The 17,869-nt window shown below is 61.2% G+C and carries 13 protein-coding genes and 1 tRNA gene; 9 read left to right on the top strand and 5 right to left on the bottom strand.

The window, feature by feature from the left end; all coding sequences use genetic code 11:
• Positions 1–144 precede the first annotated feature (144 nt).
• Positions 145–2,478 carry a MurT ligase domain-containing protein gene (locus tag ABGT83_RS10065; protein WP_346687378.1) on the top strand — a complete coding sequence of 778 codons (2,334 nt, stop codon included), beginning with the start codon at positions 145–147 and terminating at the stop codon, positions 2,476–2,478.
• A 175-nt stretch (positions 2,479–2,653) separates the two neighbouring features.
• On the top strand, positions 2,654–4,204 hold the full coding sequence (locus tag ABGT83_RS10060; protein WP_346687377.1) for an LCP family protein: 1,551 nt from the start codon (positions 2,654–2,656) through the stop codon (positions 4,202–4,204).
• An 81-nt stretch (positions 4,205–4,285) separates the two neighbouring features.
• Here the strand turns inward: ABGT83_RS10060 and ABGT83_RS10055 are convergent, their stop codons facing one another.
• Positions 4,286–5,062 carry a TraX family protein gene (locus ABGT83_RS10055; RefSeq protein WP_346687375.1) on the bottom strand — a complete coding sequence of 259 codons (777 nt, stop codon included), beginning with the start codon at positions 5,060–5,062 and terminating at the stop codon, positions 4,286–4,288.
• Positions 5,063–5,191: 129 nt separating this feature from the next.
• Between ABGT83_RS10055 and ABGT83_RS10050 the strand changes: the two genes are divergently transcribed.
• Complete coding sequence (locus ABGT83_RS10050) at positions 5,192–6,259, top strand: CPBP family intramembrane glutamic endopeptidase (protein ID WP_346687374.1); 1,068 nt, start codon at positions 5,192–5,194, stop codon at positions 6,257–6,259.
• A gap of 164 nt (positions 6,260–6,423) precedes the next feature.
• Here ABGT83_RS10050 and ABGT83_RS10045 read toward each other — a convergent pair whose 3' ends face one another.
• On the bottom strand, positions 6,424–7,137 hold the full coding sequence (locus ABGT83_RS10045; protein WP_346687373.1) for a TetR/AcrR family transcriptional regulator: 714 nt from the start codon (positions 7,135–7,137) through the stop codon (positions 6,424–6,426).
• 214 nt (positions 7,138–7,351) lie between these two features.
• Between ABGT83_RS10045 and ABGT83_RS10040 the strand changes: the two genes are divergently transcribed.
• Entirely contained in the window at positions 7,352–8,626 is a 1,275-nt protein-coding gene (locus tag ABGT83_RS10040; RefSeq protein ID WP_346687372.1) for an ABC transporter permease, read from the top strand.
• Positions 8,627–8,859: 233 nt separating this feature from the next.
• Entirely contained in the window at positions 8,860–9,216 is a 357-nt protein-coding gene (locus ABGT83_RS10035; protein WP_346687370.1) for a hypothetical protein, read from the top strand.
• A gap of 36 nt (positions 9,217–9,252) precedes the next feature.
• Here ABGT83_RS10035 and ABGT83_RS10030 read toward each other — a convergent pair whose 3' ends face one another.
• On the bottom strand, positions 9,253–9,834 hold the full coding sequence (locus ABGT83_RS10030; RefSeq protein ID WP_346687368.1) for a TetR/AcrR family transcriptional regulator: 582 nt from the start codon (positions 9,832–9,834) through the stop codon (positions 9,253–9,255).
• A 108-nt stretch (positions 9,835–9,942) separates the two neighbouring features.
• On the opposite strand from ABGT83_RS10030, the gene ABGT83_RS10025 reads away from it, so the two are divergent.
• From ABGT83_RS10025 to ABGT83_RS10015, 3 genes are all read left to right on the top strand, one after another.
• Positions 9,943–10,695, top strand: coding sequence for an HXXEE domain-containing protein (locus ABGT83_RS10025; protein WP_346687367.1), 753 nt, complete (start codon positions 9,943–9,945; stop codon positions 10,693–10,695).
• 111 nt (positions 10,696–10,806) lie between these two features.
• Positions 10,807–10,893 (top strand) — tRNA-Leu (locus ABGT83_RS10020).
• 171 nt (positions 10,894–11,064) lie between these two features.
• The gene (locus ABGT83_RS10015; RefSeq protein WP_103265223.1) at positions 11,065–12,990 is read left to right on the top strand and encodes a serine/threonine-protein kinase; all 1,926 of its coding nucleotides are present in this window, start codon (positions 11,065–11,067) and stop codon (positions 12,988–12,990) included.
• A 49-nt stretch (positions 12,991–13,039) separates the two neighbouring features.
• Here the strand turns inward: ABGT83_RS10015 and ABGT83_RS10010 are convergent, their stop codons facing one another.
• Positions 13,040–14,893, bottom strand: a complete 1,854-nt coding sequence (locus tag ABGT83_RS10010) for an FAD-binding protein (RefSeq protein WP_346687364.1) — start codon at positions 14,891–14,893, stop codon at positions 13,040–13,042.
• Positions 14,894–15,223: 330 nt separating this feature from the next.
• Between ABGT83_RS10010 and ABGT83_RS10005 the strand changes: the two genes are divergently transcribed.
• Positions 15,224–16,756 carry a helix-turn-helix domain-containing protein gene (locus tag ABGT83_RS10005; RefSeq protein WP_103265221.1) on the top strand — a complete coding sequence of 511 codons (1,533 nt, stop codon included), beginning with the start codon at positions 15,224–15,226 and terminating at the stop codon, positions 16,754–16,756.
• 166 nt (positions 16,757–16,922) lie between these two features.
• Here ABGT83_RS10005 and ABGT83_RS10000 read toward each other — a convergent pair whose 3' ends face one another.
• Positions 16,923–17,804, bottom strand: a complete 882-nt coding sequence (locus tag ABGT83_RS10000) for a PfkB family carbohydrate kinase (RefSeq protein ID WP_103265220.1) — start codon at positions 17,802–17,804, stop codon at positions 16,923–16,925.
• Between the last annotated feature and the right edge of the window lie 65 nt (positions 17,805–17,869).

Below are 17,869 nucleotides of genomic sequence, written 5' to 3'. Positions count from 1 at the left end.
CGGGCATCTTATCGGCAGGGGGTGGGCGAACGATGCACTTCCACTGAAATTTGTATGGAGGCTCGCTCTGGCGTAGGGCAGTGGGGCCCGAAGCGGGAAGTCGAACGGTTTATACTGGACGAAACGAGCCGAAAGGATGTCCTCATGAGTTTGCAGTTCGCCGCTGCACGCGCGATCAGCAGCGTTTCCACCTGGGGTTTGAAAAACGTATTCCATCGACCCGCTGCATACTTCCCCGGTAAGGCGGCCCTGCGCGTCGACCCGCAGGTCATCGCGCACGCATCGAGCAGGCTGACGAAGGGCTCGGTCATGGTGGTCGGCACGAACGGTAAGACGACGGTGACGAATCTGTTGGCCGACGTGCTTGAAGGCGAAGGCGCTCTCGTTGCCTGCAATCGGACGGGTGCGAATCTGGGATCCGGCGTGGCGGCTGCGCTGCTTCATGCGAAGTCTGCAGACTGGGGGGTTTTCGAAATCGACGAGCTGTGGTTGGCTAAGACGCTGCCCCAGCTGCAAGCGACGTATGTCGTACTGCTCAACCTGTTTCGTGATCAGCTCGATCGGATGGGCGAGATCAGCCGCATCCAGGACAGCATCGTCGGCGCACTGACCAGCTCGCCCGCGACGACGCTTATATACAACGCGGACGATCCGTTATGCGCCGCCATTGCCGATCGCATTGCCAACCCCACGATCGGGTTCGGTATCGGGGAGGATTTGGGGCTCCCGCAGAACTCGGTGGCCGACGCGCTGATGTGCCAGAAGTGCTCGGGTATGTTCGAGTATGCCTACCGTCAGTATGGCCAGCTAGGTGACTACAGTTGCCCGACCTGCGGTTTCTCGCGCCCAGCGCTTGCGTATGCCGCGCGGAATGTAGAACTGAGCGCAGCTGGGCTGTCGTTCTCGCTTGAGGCTCCGCCGCGACAGGACGGTACTTCTGACAAGCTCTCGGTTCGCGCTCCTTTCAATGGTGCATACATGGTGTACAACCTCGCAGCGGTTGCGGCAGTGGCCGACACGCTTGGCTGTACGAATGAGGCCATTCAGCGCGCTATCGACGCGTTCGACCCTCAAAACGGACGCTTGCAGGCGTTCGACCTTGAAGGGCGTCGGGTGCTGCTCAACCTCGCGAAGAATCCGACGGGCTTTAATCAGAACCTTAAGATCGTCGTTCAGGATCCGGCTCGCAAGGCCGTCGCCTTCTTCGTCAATGACAAAGAAGGCGACGGCCGCGACGTCTCATGGCTGTGGGATATCGACTTCGAGGAATTGGGCGCCCATGACGGACTCGTGGTTCTTGCGGGGGGCGCGCGCGGCCGGGACATGCAGGTACGACTGAAGTACGCCGGCATAAACGCCGATGTTGTCGAGAACGCCGATGACGCGCTCGAACGTGTCTATCAGCTGCCGAAGGATGCGAATGCCTACCTTATCGCCAATTATACGGCGCTCCCGATCGTGCAGGATGCGCTCAACCGGCGCGTGGAGGCGGGGCGTGCCGCGCACGTGGCCGCGGCAGCTTCGAGTTCTCCTAGCGCTGGAGATTCTGAACCGGTGAGCTCAGCCGCGGCCGCTTCGGCTGCGGCTGAGCGGCTGCGAGCGTCGACTGCGCCCGCGCCGGTCGGCAAAGCGCACAGCACGGCGTCTGCCGCAAACGCATCGCCGCAGGGGGCAGATGCGGCCGCTGATCCTCTGCAGATGGAGGGTGTTTCCGCAGGTTCTTCGCTTGTGATAGCGCACCTGTTCCCCGACCTGCTCAACCTGTATGGGGATGGCGGTAACGTGCGCATTCTCGAACAGAGACTGGCATGGCGCGGTATTCCTGTCCAGGTCGAGCGTGTGCGCCACGGCCAGTCGGTGGACTTGTCGAGCGTCGATCTCGTCGTGCTCGGCGGCGGCCCCGATCGTGAGCAGCGTCTAGCTTCCGTCGAGCTTATGCGCATGCGCGACGATCTGAAAGCCTACGTCGAGGATGATGGCGTTCTGTTGGCCGTATGCGGCGGGTACCAGATACTTGGTTATGAATGGCTGCTCGGCGACGAGGTGGTGAAAGGCCTCGGCATTGTCGACATGACCACCGAGCGACCGGGCACTTCGGCCGATCGCCTTATCGACAACATCGTCCTGCGCTCCCCTTTGCTTGCGCAGCCTATTGTGGGCTACGAGAACCATGCAGGTCGCACGCATCTCGGCACGGGCGTCGAGGCGTTCGGCGACGTGGTGTCTGCAGGTGGGCACGGCAACAACGATGACGACCGCCGCGACGGCGTGCGCTATAAGAATGTGATCGGCACGTACCTGCACGGTCCTCTGCTGGCAAAGAATCCCCACGTGGCCGACGATCTGCTGGCGCGCGCTCTCGATCGTCATGTAAAGCGCACGGGGAAGGGCGCCGGACGTGCGGCTCTCGTGCCGCTCGACGATGCCGTTGAGCTGGCTGCCAATGAGGAGCTGTGCAAGCGCTTCGGCGTCGCGTAGGGCCTGACTGCCCGTTCGCCGCGCTTGCAGCGGGTCTTGTGCATCCTTCAACATCTTCGGGATAGCTGTTGCGATGCTTGGATCGTGCGCATGAGTCTTCGCGTGCCTGTGACGTTTTCGGAGAGAAGGTTGCGCCGCGCTTGCATTGCCGCATCGACCCAGCCACAATGACGGTATGACTAGCCAACGCAGCAACTCTTGGCGCGCTCGTCGCGCGTCCGTCGACTCGAACCGCACCGTGCGTGCTTCGGAGGTAAGCCGCGATTCCCGAAGGTATCAACGTCACGACTCCTTTGATGTATCCGCATACTCCCGCAACAGCGCGTACGGCTCGGATCAGGCCGACCGTCAGCGTTCGACCGCCGCGCGCATGACGCAGCGCGATTATACGCGCGAGCGCAAGCGCCGCAAGCGCAAAAAGATCGCCATGATCGCGATTGGGGCGGTTGTCGTGCTATGCCTCGGTGGCGCCGGAGCCGCGTTCGCCTTCTACCAGAACATCAGCGACAAGCTGCATGCAGGCGTCGATCCGGCTCTGCGCGACGCGCTTGTTGCTACCGATATGGCGGGCGAGCCGTTCTACGTACTGCTCATGGGCGTGGACGGGTCGAGCGAGCGCGAGGCGTCCAGCGAGTACGCAGGAGACCAGTTCCGCAGCGACAGTATTATGCTTACGCGCATCGATCCGCAGAAAAAGCAAGTCACGCTCGTTTCCATCCACCGTGACACGCTCGTTGACATGGGCGAGTACGGCCAGAACAAGATCAACGCAGCCCATGCCATCGGCGGGCCGTCCTTTGCGGTCGAGACTATTTCCGATTTCGCCGGCGTTGACATATCCCATTACGCCGAGATCAACTTTGACGGGTTCAAGGAGATCGTCGATGCGCTTGGCGGCGTGGAGGTGAATGTCCCCATGGAGATCGACGACGACATGGCGGGCGGCCACCTTGACGCGGGTCTCCAGACGCTCGACGGCGACCAAGCGCTCGTTTTGTGCCGTTCGCGCCACGCATACGACGATTACGGCGATGGTGACTCCTATCGCGCCGCCAATCAGCGTCTTGTGCTGGCGGCTATCGCGAAGAAGCTGCTGTCCTCCGACGTGGCCACCATGGCGAACACCATCACGTCGCTCAGCGGGTACGTGACCACGGATCTGGGGATCACGGACATCATCGGCATCGCCCAGACCATGCAGGGCCTCGATCCCGACAACGATATCTACTCCGCCATGGAGCCCACAACGTCGGAGTACATCGGCGACGTATGGTACGAAATTACCGATGTCGAAGCTTGGAAAGAGATGATGAACCGCGTGGACCAGGGTCTGCCCCCCACTGAGGAAGATGTTGTCGACGAGGCTTCGGGAACGGTGCTTGCCTCCACCGGCAGCGGCCCGAAGGGCCCGAGTTCGAGCGCAGGGTCGGGGAGTTCGTCGACGAAAAAGTCGGGCTCGGTGGCCGTGCGCAACGGCAACGGCATTGCCGGCGCCGGCGCCGAGGCGGCCGAACGCCTCGAGGCTCTGGGCTACCACAACGTGGATGCGGGCAACGCCGAGAACTTCAATTACGCGAAGACCGTCGTGGTGTACCGTGAAGAAGGGCAGGCTGACGAGGCGCAGGAAATCGCCGACGCGCTGGGTGCAAGCGTTGTCAAGCACAATGACGGCACGTACGTGTTCGACACGGGCTTTTTGGTGGTGCTCGGAGCCGATTGGAAGTAGCGTCGCGCGTTCGCGTGGCGAGTAGAGGCAAGGAGAAAGGCGTGCCCGGAACCTGCGATCGTGCGGTTTCCGGGCACGATGCTAAAATCCGAGCATCCAGTCGCTGAACATCAGTCCTTTGGCAAGACCGAGCACAAAGATGTGCGCAGGGTAATACGCGTAAAAGAAGTATTTGAGGGGGCGTCCGCGCCGCCCGTTGTAGGACAGCAAAAGCGGAATCGCCCCGGTGCAGCCGACGAAAGCATAGAGCATGAACGGCAGATGCACGAGATCGAGCGAGGACATGAGCGCCGACAAGCGCGGAAGGCCGAGAGACGCGATGGGCACGAGGACAGGGTAGACAACGCGCTGCCGTCGGTCGGGCATGATGCGAATCATCAGGATCATGACCACGCCGAGAATTCCCCAGTCGCACAGTGAGCTCGCCGCGACGATGATGGTGAAGATCAACCAAAACGCTGCGCGCTGCTCCACATGGTCGTACAAGTAAAGCGCTGCCAGCCCCAGCAGCAGCGTGAACAGCACGTTGCCTTCGTGCGAGAGGAACAGCCAGTACGGCACCTCGGACACGAGTGCGAACACGAGTAGCCTTCCTGCGTATTTTCGCATATTCGATGTGTATCGATATCCTTCCACCAGCAGAAACGCCATGACGGGAAACGTGACGCCGCCCACGGCAAGCATGACGCATTGAGCTTCGAACGGCAGATAGGGATAGAAGATATAGGCTGCGTGGTTCAGGGTCATGCCCACGATTGCGACGATCTTGAGCGCGAACGATGACAGGCCGATGTGGTCGGCACCGCAGTCGCCGGCGGGGTCGGGGAGATTGTGATGAGATGCGGGGCTGGTGGGCATCGGTGTTCCTGTCGGGTTCGGGCGTGTCGGCCGATTGCCGGGCTCGTTCGGGTCGTCGGGCGATTGCTGGGCGGTGTCCAGTATACTGCTGAAAAGGACGGCTTCGGAGCGAAAGGCAGGGGGTGGCGCGTGGGCTTGCGGCATCCTAGCGAACCCGGTTCCGGCGCGAGCCTGCGCGCCGGAACGGCACGCTTCGTCCGTGCCGTTCGTGCGCATCGACTTGCGCTGTTCGCGACGACGCTTGTCCTCTGCGCGCTTTGCTTCCAGATGATTCCCGGCAACACGCTCGCATCGTCGGTCGCGCAGTCGGTTGTGCTGGCCGCCGTGGCCATGATCGCGGTTGCGCTCGGGCATCGAACGGCGCTCTGCTTGCCGGTGGTGGGCGCCGCGTCGCACGGGTGCGGCACGGACGCGGGCTCGAATGCGGTTGGCGAGTGGAGCGAGAACACCTGTCGAAGCGCGCCCAACGCGCGCGGAGGCAGAGACCGCGCGCGTTGGGGAGGGCTCGGTCGGTGGACGGTCGCGGTGCTGGCGATCGGAGCGCTTGCGGGTGCGACGTCATGGTGGGCGGCCGGGGGCGCTGGGGCGGTGGGCGATGCGGTGTCGGGAGGTGCGGGTGTCGCGCCTGGCCTTACTTTTCGCGTTGCGGCAGTTGCTCTGCTGTGCCTGTTTACCGGGGTGTTCGAGGAAGGGGTGTTCCGCGTACTCGCACTCGATGCTTTCGCGCTCGCTTTCGGCGCAGGTCGGCGAAACGGTTTCGACGCGACCGTTTCCGGATCGATCGCTTTCAAATCCGCGGGCCCATGGCCGCGGGGTATGCTCAAAGCGGCGATTGCTTCGTCGGCATTGTTCGGCATCCTGCATGTGTCGGCGGCGGACGCAGCCGCGGCGGGAAGCGCCGTCGCTTGGGCGCAGTTTGCGCTCAAGCCCGTGCAGGCGGGCTTGTTCGGATTCTTCATGGCGGCGCTCTTCATGCGCACGGGCAGCCTTTGGACGGTGGCGGGCGTGCATGGCTTGTTCAACCTGATGTATACCGGTCCCGTGCTTGTGACGGGCGGCCTTTCGTCCACCTACGTTACAGGAAGTCCCGCCGATCTTGCGCTGCTCGCAACGACGGTGCTTCTGCTCATCCCGCCGGCTCTCGCCGCCGCGCACACCTTCGGAAATCCTCGCGAGGGATCGTGCGGACCCCCCTGATTCGTGAACCCGCCTCCTGCAGCGCGACCAATCCGATCTTTTGCGTCAGAGAAGTATTTTCGGCCTTGCATCGGCTGGTCAACTCATGGAAGTCCATGCTGACGGAGCACAACGGCTCTTGCGCCGGCACATCGGTGTTGCGGGGCTTTTTCATCCATCGTTCGTTAGGCTTCGTGCGCTGCGCCTCGTGCATCCCATGGCGGGCTTGCACGAGATTTGGCAATGCGCCGCAGCGAGGTGACAATGGTCGTCGCGGCGACCTCCATGGTCTTCGACCCGAGTATAACGTGCGGCAGGCTCTCGTCGTCTCGAAAAAGCTCTTCGTCGCCCAGAAGCTCCAAAAGGCCTCCAAGGGCGAATTTCACCGACATCATGGTTTCGCGATCGAGGCACGACTCGTCGATGCCGAAAATGTCGAACCATGCGCAAAGGATCCTGCTTTTCAACAGCGACGAGAGTTCGCGGGAGCCGTGCTTCCCGGCGATGAGCCTAACCCGGTTTGAGCGCTTTAGAATATCGGGGTTGTTCGTCAGCGATTCGAGGAGGCCGCTGTCCAATTGGCCGCCAAGCAGCAACAGCCTGGCGATTTCGAGCGGAAGGGTGTTGTCGATGGCCTGGGTGGCAAGCTCCTCAAGTCCGCTGTAGTGGTAGTAGAACGCGTTCTTGTTGACGTGCGCGCGTTGAGCGATCTCGCCGACCGTAATTTTGCTGTACGGCTTTTCGACGAGGGCGTCCCAGAACGCCGCCTCCATCCGTTCGATAGCGGTCGGCCCCTCCTGATCTTTGCGCGGTCTCGGCAAGGTGGCACCTCGTAACTGGTCAAAACGGTCATTTGTCGCCAATAAATTGGTCATGGCACCCAATAATTGAGACAGCATAGACTAAATCGAGCATCTCGTCAAAGTTCGTGGTTTGCAAGCAATACGGTACATTGCTTGCATTACCTCCAAACCCTCCGTGGCAGATTATTAGACATAATGAACAAATATAGCCATTTTAATTAGCCAGCATGACTAGCAAAATGTAAAGAAAGGGTAAAGCAAGGCTAGCGAATGGTTAGGTGCTCGTTGGCTACGTCGAAAGGATATACCAATGTTTGACAAGCTGGGAAGTAGGAAGTACGTGGTGCCGCTGCTGGTTGCGGTGGTCATTGGGTGCGTTATGTCGCTCATGTTCTATCCGATGGCCAACATGGACATCCAGGGGCTGCCCTTCGCCGCGCTGTCGTTGGACGAGGGCGTGGATACGCCTCAGGGGACGGTGAACGCCGGCGAGGCGATCGTCGAGAGCATGACGACGGCCGCCGATGACGAAGACGGCACGGAGTCGCCCATCACCTGGAAGCAGGTGGGCAGCCAAGAAGAGTTGGACGCGGCGCTCGAGAACGGAGAGTTCTACGGCGCGATTATCGTGCCCGAGAGCTTCAGCGCCGACCAGGCAGCCGCCAAGCAGGCCGAAGCGCAGGCGGCGCTCGCGCAGGCGCAGGCCCTTGCGGCGGCGCAAGCTGCCGCCGCGGCCTCGCAAGGGGGCTTGCCGGATGCTTCGGTTGCGGCGGGAGCCGGAGCGGGCGCGCAGGGTGCGGGAGCCGCGAGCCCGGTCGCCGACGTCCAAGCGCCTGCGATCAAGGTGGTCATCGACAATGCCAAGAGTCCGCTCGTGGCAAGTCAGATGAAGGCAAACATCGCCTCGATGTTCCAGCAACTCGGGGTAGAGGTTGACGTGCAGACTATCCACACGGGCGATGACGGTTCGTCGGAAGACGGCGCTGCCGCAGCAAATCCCATGGCGGGAATGCTGTCGCAACAACTCACTATTTCTCCCCTCATCATCATGTCGCTGGTGGGCGCGATAGTTTTGAGCCGCGTGTTCAAAACGAAGGCAGGAGTTTCCAAGGCTGAGCGCTGGAAGTCGCTCGGCGTGCAGGTGGCCTACGCCGTGGTTGTATCCCTCATCGCGAGCCTGTGCGTGTACTGCATGCTGCTGTGGGTCGCCGGCATCGAAACCCCGATGGCGAACTTCGTGCTGTTCATGTGGTTCGCGAGCTTCTGCGTGATGCTGCTGTTCATAGGCGCGTTCAATCTGTCGTTCCCGGTGGGCATTTTGGTGGCAGCGTGCGTGGTGCTCGGCGGCATGATGTGCGGCGTGCTTCCCTACGAGGGCCTGCCGACGTTTTGGCAGGACTGGGTGTACCTGTGGGCACCCCAGCGCTTCACGGCCGAAGGGCTGCGGGCCGTCATGTATCTGGATGCTGGCGTGTGGAACGCAGGGAGCCTGCCCTTGCTTATTACGGGGGGCGTTGGCGTAGCGGCGGCGACATTCGCCGGACTCGTGCCCGCGAAGCAACGCGGAGCCAAGGCGGCGTCGTAATCTGTTGCCAAAGGGGAGACTGCGAGCGCGCTCGGGTCTCCCCGTTTGATTAAGGCTCACCTATAATAAGCGAGGGTACACTCGGCTAATTCTGGAATACATGCCAGAATTAGCCGAATCGCAAGTAGGGGGCTATGGAACCGTTGTTCCCGCATCATCCATGCGTCCTGGCTCGCATCTCCAACCCATTTAGGTGTGGGAGCCTTGACGAACCGTCCCGAGACAGGTGCGCCGTGTGCCGGCTGGCCATGCGTTCAGAAGCGTGGCAGGCGTTGTTCGAGGGCGACAAGTCGCTTGCTGAATTCCTGCTAGCCGACGACCTGCTCGTGGAACATGGCTTCTCTGTCGGCAAAGCGCGTAACGCCGGGTTGCGGTTCCCTGCCCTTGCCTTGCTCCGAGCCAAATCTTCTGAGTTTGCGGAGCCGGGCGATTGCATTATCGAGTCGCTTGAAAGTAGGACGTATGTCATTTCGTTCGTTTCTGCAAATGGGGGGCAGCTTGAAACGGAATGCGAGAGCCTGGCTGAAGCGTGGTTTTGCTTCAGGCCTCGACAGCGCTACTGCGATTATCACGGTGGAACCGTCTGGTAGATTGTCGCCGACTATTTCCGATCTCTGCGCAAGCAGTTAATCGACGGGACTTTTTGCGATGCTTTCCAGGCTTGCCATAATGCTCTTGCCGAAGTCGGAAAGCATGACGTCATTAAGAGCGAAGTCCCTAGAGGTGTTTGCCCTATAGGCGAGTAAAGACAATATGCCTCCAAGGTTGAATTCGAATATGAGCCTATCGTCGTTTGACAGCTTTTCTATATCGATTCCCAAGGTGTCGCACCATATTTCAGTCATGGCATCGCGTAGCATTTTCTGTAAGGCAACAGAACTGCGGTCGCTCGCGATAAGGCACATTCTCTCGATACGCAGATCAATGTCGCCTCCTGGAGAAAAATCCAAAGGGGCGCTCCGGTCGTGCAAAAGAGCAAAAGCCTTGCGCAAAAAATCCCTATCGAGCACTTCCGCTACGACGCTTCTCGACATGGAGTCTATATCTTCAAAATGATAATAGAAGCTGTTGCGATTAAGCCCGGCCTCTCTGACGATCTGCGCAACGGTGAGCTTGTCGTAAGAGGTTTTGCCGAGGCACCGCCAGAAGGCTTCAATCATTTTCCCCCGTGCAGTTCCGCTTGCTTTTCTGTTCGTTGATCTTGTCATCGCACTTCCTTGTTAGGCACATCGGAGCAAATTGACTATTCAATTAGACATAGTGTCTAGGCATAATATCTAAACAAGGAGTCAGTGTAGCATACGTTAGGAGAGATCATGGGGCTCGAATGGATTATGACCGTATGGCCGTGGATGGGGCTCGGAGCGGCAATCGCTCTCCTCTTCCTGCTATTCGGGACTAAGTGGCTTCAGGTTAACAAAGGCAGATCCCGCTGGCGCGATCCGAGCTGGTTTGCCTGGTTGTGTTCGGTGGCGTATATGATCCACAACGTTGAGGAGTACGGGTTCGATGCGACCGGCAGCGTTCTGGCTTTCCCTCATATGATGGAAGGGATGATGGGCTCTATGCCCGAATGGACCTTCTTTTTGAGTGTGAACATCGGACTTGTTTGGGTTCTCGGCCCGCTTGCCGCATTTTTCAGCAGGAAGTATCCGAAACTCGCTTTCGCGATGGTTGGCATTGAGGCGGTAAACTGCCTAACCCATATTCCAGGAGCCATCGCGCTGGGTTCCATAAGTGGCGGCTTCGTGACAGCGGCGGCTGTCTTCTTGCCTCTGACGGTTTGGGCGTTTGTAGGCTTATGCGGCAAAGGCGAGGGTAGATTCAGCTACCGCACGCTGCTTTGTTTCATCGGTGTCGGCCTTTTCTATCATATCGGGCTTTTCGCCAATATGCCCTTCTTCGTCAATGGGATATACGACGGAAATGTCATGGGGCTGGAAATGGTGTTTGTCGCCGCGATCACCTTTGGGCTTTGGATGTGGCTGGCTAGGCGAACATCCGAATCGGCTCGATTTGTTTCGGGTGGCGATGTCGCCGAGAAGGTGGAGCCCTTGCGTGAAGCATGACCGAGCACAGGCGGGCAGAACCTTTTTCGAGGATAGGGATTTTGGTATTGCACTGCCGGGTGAAGTCCTGTATCATCTGTTTTTGCTTTCGACCGAGGTCGGAAAGCGAATGCGGGTGTGGCGGAATTGGCAGACGCGTACGGTTCAGGTCCGTATGAGAGCAATCTCATGAAGGTTCAAGTCCTTTCACCCGCACCACTGGTTTTTAAAGAAACCCCACGTCAAAAACGTGGGGTTTCTTTTTCATACCTTGAAGAACGCCTTTGCACCCCTCCTGGGGCGCATAGGTTGCATTGCGAGTGCGCATCCTGCGCATGTTGGCGAGCAGCCGCAACGTCGCGATTCGGGGCATTGCCCTATAATAGGCGCATGGTAGGCAACAGGCAGCTCATATTACAACGATACCGGCCCATCGTCGAGGCGGGCTCAGGTGGATTCGGCACGGTACAGGTTGCCTGGGATACGCGCATCCAGCGAAAAGTCGCCATCAAGATCATCGAGCTCGACGAAGCGGATGCGGCGCGTGCAGCCCTTCCTGGTGCCGATGCAATGCGCGCGCCCCAAGCCTCGTGGGACGAAGGCGCCGGATTCGCGGAGGAAGGGTTCGAAGACGACGGATGCGAGGGGTCTGGGGCCTTCGATAAAGAAAACGCGGAGCCGTTCGTGCGCTCGCTCGCGCATGTGCCGGGTCTCGACGAGGCTCGGACCGCTGCCATGTTGAGCGACGCGAGCATCGTGGCTGTCTACGACTTCGAGGTGCAGGGATCAACGGCCTACCTCATCATGGAGTACGTGGAGGGCATGACGCTCACGCAGCTTTTGCGGCGCTACGACGAGCATCTCACGCTCGATATCGTGGCGGCCGTGTTCGCGGCTGTATCCCATGCGCTCGAGGTGGCGCACGACAACCAGGTTCTTCACCTGGACATTAAGCCGGACAACGTGCTCATCAACCGACAGGGACAGGTGAAGGTAACCGACTTCGGCCTGGCTACGCTGGCGGATGCGTCCGGCTTCGGCGTTGCGGGCGGGGGAACCATCGGCTACATGCCGCTCGAGCAGATGCGGCAGGAGAGCCTGGACGCTCGCTGCGACGAATGGGCGCTTGCCTCGGTTGTCTACGAAATGCTGGCGGGAGAGAATCCCTTCTTGGCGCCCGACCTGGCGCGTGCGGAAGCGAGCATCGAAGATGCCGAACTCGTGCTGCCGTCGTTGTGCTGGGACGAGCTCGATGCGGCGGCCGACGACGTTATCTTCTACGCGCTCGACCCTGACCGCGAAGAACGCTACGACAACGTGACGGATTTCGCTGAAGAGTTGGAACCTTTTTTGGGGGATCCGAAGCGCGGCGTGCGGGAGCTGGCCGCCCTGGTGGGACAGGCCCGGATGGACAACGAAGAGGACGGGCGCGCACTTGAGGAAGCGCCGGTCGACCGTGTTCCCTTGAACGAGCGCGTCACGTGGCGCCAGCGCATGATCGCAGCTCATGTGCTGGGTGCGGCCGGGAGCGCGCTCGTCGCGCTCTTGGCGCTGTCGAACGTTCCCGTGCCGAACGAGATGCAAGGGCCGGTGTTCTGGGGGCTGCTTGCCCTCATCGCGCTCGCCGGCGCGCTCAAGCCTCACCTGGGCGCTTTGCTTGCGTACGTCGCGCTTGCGGCCGCTTTTATCGTGCGCGATGCGCCCGCTGCGGGATGCGTCCTGCTGGCGGCGACCGCAGCCTGGTGGTACGGTGCGGGCCGCAAAGGCGATGCCGCCGCGAATGTCGCCTTCGCGCCTGCGCTTGCCGGAGCTGTGGGACTAGGTCCGATTGCGCCGCTTGCAGCCGGTTTCTGCCTTCGTCCGGCTCGTGCGATTGCGACGACGGCGTTTTGCGTGCTTGTCGCTACGCTGCTGGCGGCATGCGGTTCTCAGACACTCTTGGGGTGGGAAGCGTTCGCGCACATGGATTTCGCCGGAGTCGACATTCAGGCAGGCATGTACGCCCTCCTCGTGCAGCCTGCCTACTGGTGCATGGTCGCCAGCTGGTTCGTGGCGGTGCTTGTGCTCAGCGTGTTTCGGCTGCGGAAGACGCGCGCGTTTGCGGCGCTGGGCACGATTGCCGCCGGGGCGCTTCTGCTGGGCGGGCTTTTTGCCGCCGGGTACGTGACCGGCGCGACGGCCCAGGCTCCCGCTCTGCCCGATCTGCTCGTTACGCTTGGATCGTCGGTCTTGGTGCTGGTCGCGTGCGTATTCGTCGAAACCTGTCCGGATGAATATGCGTACGATGACGTTGCGCTTGCAGGTGACGAGGGGTAGAAGCGGGAAGCTGCCAGGGAGGGAGGGCAGCTTCCCGCGGGAGATGGCTTTACTTCACCGTTCCTCCGGCAACGATCTTGCCTGCAACGTAGCCGTGCGTGAGCGCCATGCCGACGGAGCTGCCGGCGGCTGGCGTGGAATAGGCGTTGCCGAAACGCTGGCCCAGGCAGTTGCCCACTGCATACAGGCCTTTGATGGGAGTCTTCAGGTCGGAGGAGAGCACGTTAAGATCGTCGTCGGTCACCATGCCGCATAGGCTGACGAGGCCGACGTAGCCGCGTCCGGTATTCGGCTGCGCCGATCCGAAGAACGGCGGGTTCTCGATAGCGCTCATGAACACGCTGTCCTTGCCGAAGTCGGAGTCTTCGCCAGCATGGCACATCTCGTTGTAGTGCTCGATAGTGGCGAGCGCTTCCTTCTTGGCATCGCCCTCGTAGCCCAGGTAATCCAGCAGCTCGTCGATGGTATCGGCAGCGTACACCTGGTCGGGCATCGTGTTGTTGTATTCGATGACGTACACGCCGTCGACGCTGACGCCTTCCGCTCCTTTCCCGACGGCAGACTGCATCTGCTCTTCCATACGATCCATGATCTTGATGATGTCGACGCCCGCTGCGCCCCAGTTGGGGGAGAAGTGGTCGGTCGAGCACTGCTTCATAACGTCCATGTACTTGGAGTCGCAGATGGTGGCCAGAATGCCGCGCGGCTGCTTGAGCGTGGTGGGCTTGATGTAGGGCGTCATAGCTTCGTTCATGAAGCGCTTGCCGTAGTCATTGAGCCACAGGAACGGCGTGGTGCCCCACGGACCCGCGTTGCCGCCGTTGGTGTTCATGCAGGGGCGCGGCGCCTGCTCGATGAAGCCGCCTGCCCAGCAGCCCAGCTTGTGTCCGGTGCCCTTGTTGTTGCTCTCGCCGGTCATCTCCTCGCGAGGGATGTCGCAGCGCAGCGACTGCTCGTTGATGTCGGTGCACAGGTTTACCACCATGTCGGGATTTGCGCCGAAGTCGCCGGTGGCCAGGATGACGCCCTTCGCGGCGTTGTAGCGCACGTATCCGTCCGGTCCTTTCGCGATGACGCCCGTCACGTCGCCTGCGTCATTCTGCTCGAGCACCGTGACGTCGGTCTCGAAGAAGTACTCGGCACCTAGCTTTTCGGCGGCGTCTTTGCAGTACAGCGCTATTTCGGTCATGCGCGATACGTCCTCGCGCCCGCAGACCGGCGTTGGATTCTTGGTGCTGAGGTTTTGGATGGTCGTGGCCCAGGACTTGAAACCGCCGCGCTCGAAGGGATAGTAGCTGCCGTCAGGCATGTTGTAAGCCACCTGGATTTGGGCCTGGCCGGTCTCAAGGTCGAACAGGTTGGAGGTCTCCGGGATCTGCGCGATGATGTTGTCCAGCATGTCGCCGGAGTTCGCCACGAACTTGCGGATGATCTCGGCGCTGACGCGCCCGCCTCCGCGGCGGATAAACTCGGCCACGATATCGCCCACCTTGTAGGGACCATAGCCTTTTTCTACGAGCCACTGCGCGTTGAACGCGCAGATATCGTTGCCCAGCTGCACCCAGGAAGCTTCCGGCTGGATTTCCAGCACGGCCACCTTCGCGCCTTCCTGAGCCGCGGCAAGCGCAGCCTGCACGCCGGCGTTGCCGCCGCCGCACACCACCACATCGTAATCCTTCGTCTCGGCAATGTCGCCCTCGTCTACGACCGGCTTCTCGCCCAACCAGTCCTCTGCACACTCATACCCCTTGGGAAGGGCTCCGGCGTCCGTCGTGTTGCTGGCGCTTCCGCCTTCTTCGGGCTTCGCGGGGCTGCAGCCAGCCAGCGCGGCGCCGCCTGCGGCGAGTGCTCCGGTGGCTAGAGCGCCTTTGAGGAAGTTCCGTCGATCGATTGCATGTTCCATGGTGCATCCTTTCCTTGTGATTTCGGCGCGAGCCTTGTGGCTATCGGCCCAGTACCGTGCATCCTGCGGCATGATGTCGCGAGTGCATCGGGTAGAGCACGCAGCCGCTTCCCTGTGGTCATGATCCCCTGCGGCAGCGCCGTCGCCCGTATGATTGCGCAGGTTGCGCGTGATGTCGCTATCCATCCGGTATGGTTTTGGCTGCGGGTCGCGCGCAGCCTATCAAAACCTGATAGGTTGCTGTCGGGGCGGTGTGGTAGTATCGTTTGACATAAGGGCTTGTGGGGAGGGGAGTCGGTGCGAACTGACGTGAGGAAACGGTCTTCCGGCATGGCGGTGGCCTTCGCCGGATTTGTGCTGTACTCTGTGTACGTCTGCACGACGTTCGTCTCGCCCACCACCATCTCCTCGGTTGTAGAGATCGGCTATCTGCCCAAAGCGCTCTACCTGTTCTTCATCATTCTGGGCCGCATGGTGGGGCTTGCTGCGGTGACCGTGCTCCTTGTACGTCGCAAGCGCCAGCTTCCGCTGGCGGCATCGGTGGCGGCCTCGGCGGCTTGCGCGCTAGTCGGATTCGCCATCATGGCCATCGTCTTTCAGCTCACTGCGGTGGCGCACATCGAGGTGCTGCTGCCCTGGTTTTTTGCCAGCGGCGTGTGGATCGGCGCGGGGGATGCGTTCGCTATCGTGCTGTGGTTCACGTTCGTCAGCGCGCTTCCCATCCGGTCGAGCTACGTGTTTCTGGTCGGAGCAACGGTGGTGGCCGCCGTACTGTACATCGCGACAACGTTTCTTCCTGCGCCTGTACCGTGGGTTGTGGCTGTGGCGTCGTACTTTGCGGCGCTCGCCTGTTGCGTGCGCGCCCTGCGCTCTGGCGAGCATTCCGCGCGCGCTGAGCGGCTTGTCGATCCATCGGCTGACCGTCGAGCGTTCCGGCATCTCGGTCGCCCACTTGTCGGCGTGGCGCTCATGGCCTTCATGGCCGGTCTCATGATGAACGTGACGGGTCAGGAGAATATTTCGCTCGAAACCTACCAGCGGACCGCCTTCGTCATCATGTTCTCGCTGAACGGCATCCTGCTGCTGCCCGCCCTGCTGGCGCCCCAAGCGTTCCAGGTGCCGCGGCTCTATAAGTTCATCCTGCCCTTGTCGGCTCTGGGCTTCTTGCTTCTCCCGCTTGCCTGGGACGCCATCGGGCGCGGTATGGTGAATTCGTTCGTGCAGGTGGGTTTCACGTTCACGAACATTATCTTCTACTGCCTCATCGCCGAAGAGTACCGCTCTGAGGAAGCGAGCCCACTCAAGGTGTTCTGCATCATGCAGCTTGTCGTGATGGGCGCGAACTTCGCGGGACTCTTCTTCGCGTTTTTCTACATCGGCTACCTTGAACCCGGCGATATTGCGCTCACCATCCTGGCGCTCGTGGCGGTCTACCTTATCCTCATTGCCACGCTGGTATTGTTCAAGGATAAGAACCTCGTGAAAGAAGGGGGTGGCAGACGGGGTGCGCCCAAGGCGAGAGCCGCCGATACGCTGGATGCCCCTGTGGTTACGGGCGGCGCAAACGAGAGCGGCGCGTCCGAGGCGGACGGCGTTCGGGCGTCTGAGCGCGCGCAGGTGTTGATAGAACAGGCCAACCTTTCGGTGCGGGAGCGCGAGGTGCTCGACCACCTGCGCCAAGGCCGCGCGCCAAAGACCATCGCCAAGCTCCTGTTTGTGTCGGAGAACACCGTGCGTTTCCACATTCGCAACATCTATCAGAAGTTCGGCGTCCATTCGCGCACGGAGCTTATGGAGCTGTTCGACGTGGAGCTTGACGCAGCGGCAGCGAACATGGTCCGAGCACCCTCTCGTCCTGAGTGAGCTTGAGCGTGTCGGGGTCCCCCTCGCGGGCGCTGCCTTCCGAGCGTTTTGCAATATCCTTGAGTTCTGCGCTGCTGTGCAGCCTTCTTGTCGTTCCCGCTGCAGATGAAGCTGCTCGAAACCTGCCTTTTACCAGGTCAGAATTCCCGAATGCGCATTCACCCAGCTATAGCAGCTCGCACACCTTCCCCAGCAGGGGCTCGAAGCTCACGCCGCGGTCGCGGAACTCGGGCTGCTGGGCGCTCACAATCATGGCGTCGTGCACGAAGTCGCCGGCGAAGCGCACGGCCTCTTCCAGCGGGCGGCCCGCCATGACGGCTGCCAGCAGGCACGACGCGTACAGGTCTCCCGTGCCGTGCAGCATGTAGGGCAGGTACTCGTTGTGCACCTCTACGGTTTCCATGTCGGCGCCGCCCACGAAGTTGCGGATGCACGTCTCGCCCTCGCGCTGGATGCCCTTCAGCACTACGTGCTTCGCGCCCTTTGCCACCAGGGCGTCCACCAGGCGGTGCGCCTCCGCATCCGAGATGTCCGTGCCGGCCCACTCGTCGCCGATGGGCTCGCCCAAGATGATGGCAGCCTCCGTCAAATTCGGCGTGAGGATGTCGGCGCCGCAGGCCAACTCGGCCATGGCATCGCAGAGCTCCGGCGTGTAGGTGGGGTACACCTTGCCGTGGTCTGCCATCACCGGGTCAACCACGCGCAGCGCGGCGGGGTACAGGGCGTACAGGTCGCGGATGCGCTCCACCTGCTCCGGCGCGCCCAGGAAGCCCGAGTACACGGCGTCTATCTTCACGCCGATGTTCTTCCACGCCGCCAGGTAGTCGGCCAGCATGTCGGTGGTGTCGTGCATGTACCAGCCGGGGAACGCCGTGTGCGACGAGAACAGGCCGGTGGGGACGGGGCACACGTCGCAACCCGCGGCCGACAGCACGGGGATGGCCACGCCCAGCGAGCACTTGCCGTAGCCGCACAGGTCGTGCACGGCGGCCACGCGGGGGATGTAGGCGCCTTCGCGGGCGTACAGGGTGGCACCGTTCTCGTTCATAAGCTGCATTCCTTTCCCGTGTTGCATCAGATTGAAAGTCCAAATTCGTCGCGCTTGCGCCTTGC

This window comes from Enteroscipio rubneri (assembly GCF_963929405.1).
GTDB classification, from domain to species: domain Bacteria; phylum Actinomycetota; class Coriobacteriia; order Coriobacteriales; family Eggerthellaceae; genus Enteroscipio; species Enteroscipio rubneri.
This window is presented reverse-complemented; position numbering and strand designations above follow the sequence as displayed.

Bases quoted from the DNA above. Each gene is read 5' to 3' on its own strand.
- ABGT83_RS10005 (WP_103265221.1), top strand. From the start codon at position 15,224: ATGGCGGTGGCCTTCGCCGGATTTGTGCTGTACTCTGTGTACGTCTGC.
- ABGT83_RS10060 (WP_346687377.1), top strand. From the start codon at position 2,654: ATGACTAGCCAACGCAGCAACTCTTGGCGCGCTCGTCGCGCGTCCGTC.
- ABGT83_RS10025 (WP_346687367.1), top strand. From the start codon at position 9,943: ATGGGGCTCGAATGGATTATGACCGTATGGCCGTGGATGGGGCTCGGA.
- ABGT83_RS10045 (WP_346687373.1), bottom strand. From the start codon at position 7,137: ATGCTGTCTCAATTATTGGGTGCCATGACCAATTTATTGGCGACAAAT.
- ABGT83_RS10015 (WP_103265223.1), top strand. From the start codon at position 11,065: ATGGTAGGCAACAGGCAGCTCATATTACAACGATACCGGCCCATCGTC.
- ABGT83_RS10030 (WP_346687368.1), bottom strand. From the start codon at position 9,834: ATGACAAGATCAACGAACAGAAAAGCAAGCGGAACTGCACGGGGGAAA.
- ABGT83_RS10000 (WP_103265220.1), bottom strand. From the start codon at position 17,804: ATGAACGAGAACGGTGCCACCCTGTACGCCCGCGAAGGCGCCTACATC.
- ABGT83_RS10010 (WP_346687364.1), bottom strand. From the start codon at position 14,893: ATGGAACATGCAATCGATCGACGGAACTTCCTCAAAGGCGCTCTAGCC.
- ABGT83_RS10055 (WP_346687375.1), bottom strand. From the start codon at position 5,062: ATGCCCACCAGCCCCGCATCTCATCACAATCTCCCCGACCCCGCCGGC.
- ABGT83_RS10065 (WP_346687378.1), top strand. From the start codon at position 145: ATGAGTTTGCAGTTCGCCGCTGCACGCGCGATCAGCAGCGTTTCCACC.
- ABGT83_RS10040 (WP_346687372.1), top strand. From the start codon at position 7,352: ATGTTTGACAAGCTGGGAAGTAGGAAGTACGTGGTGCCGCTGCTGGTT.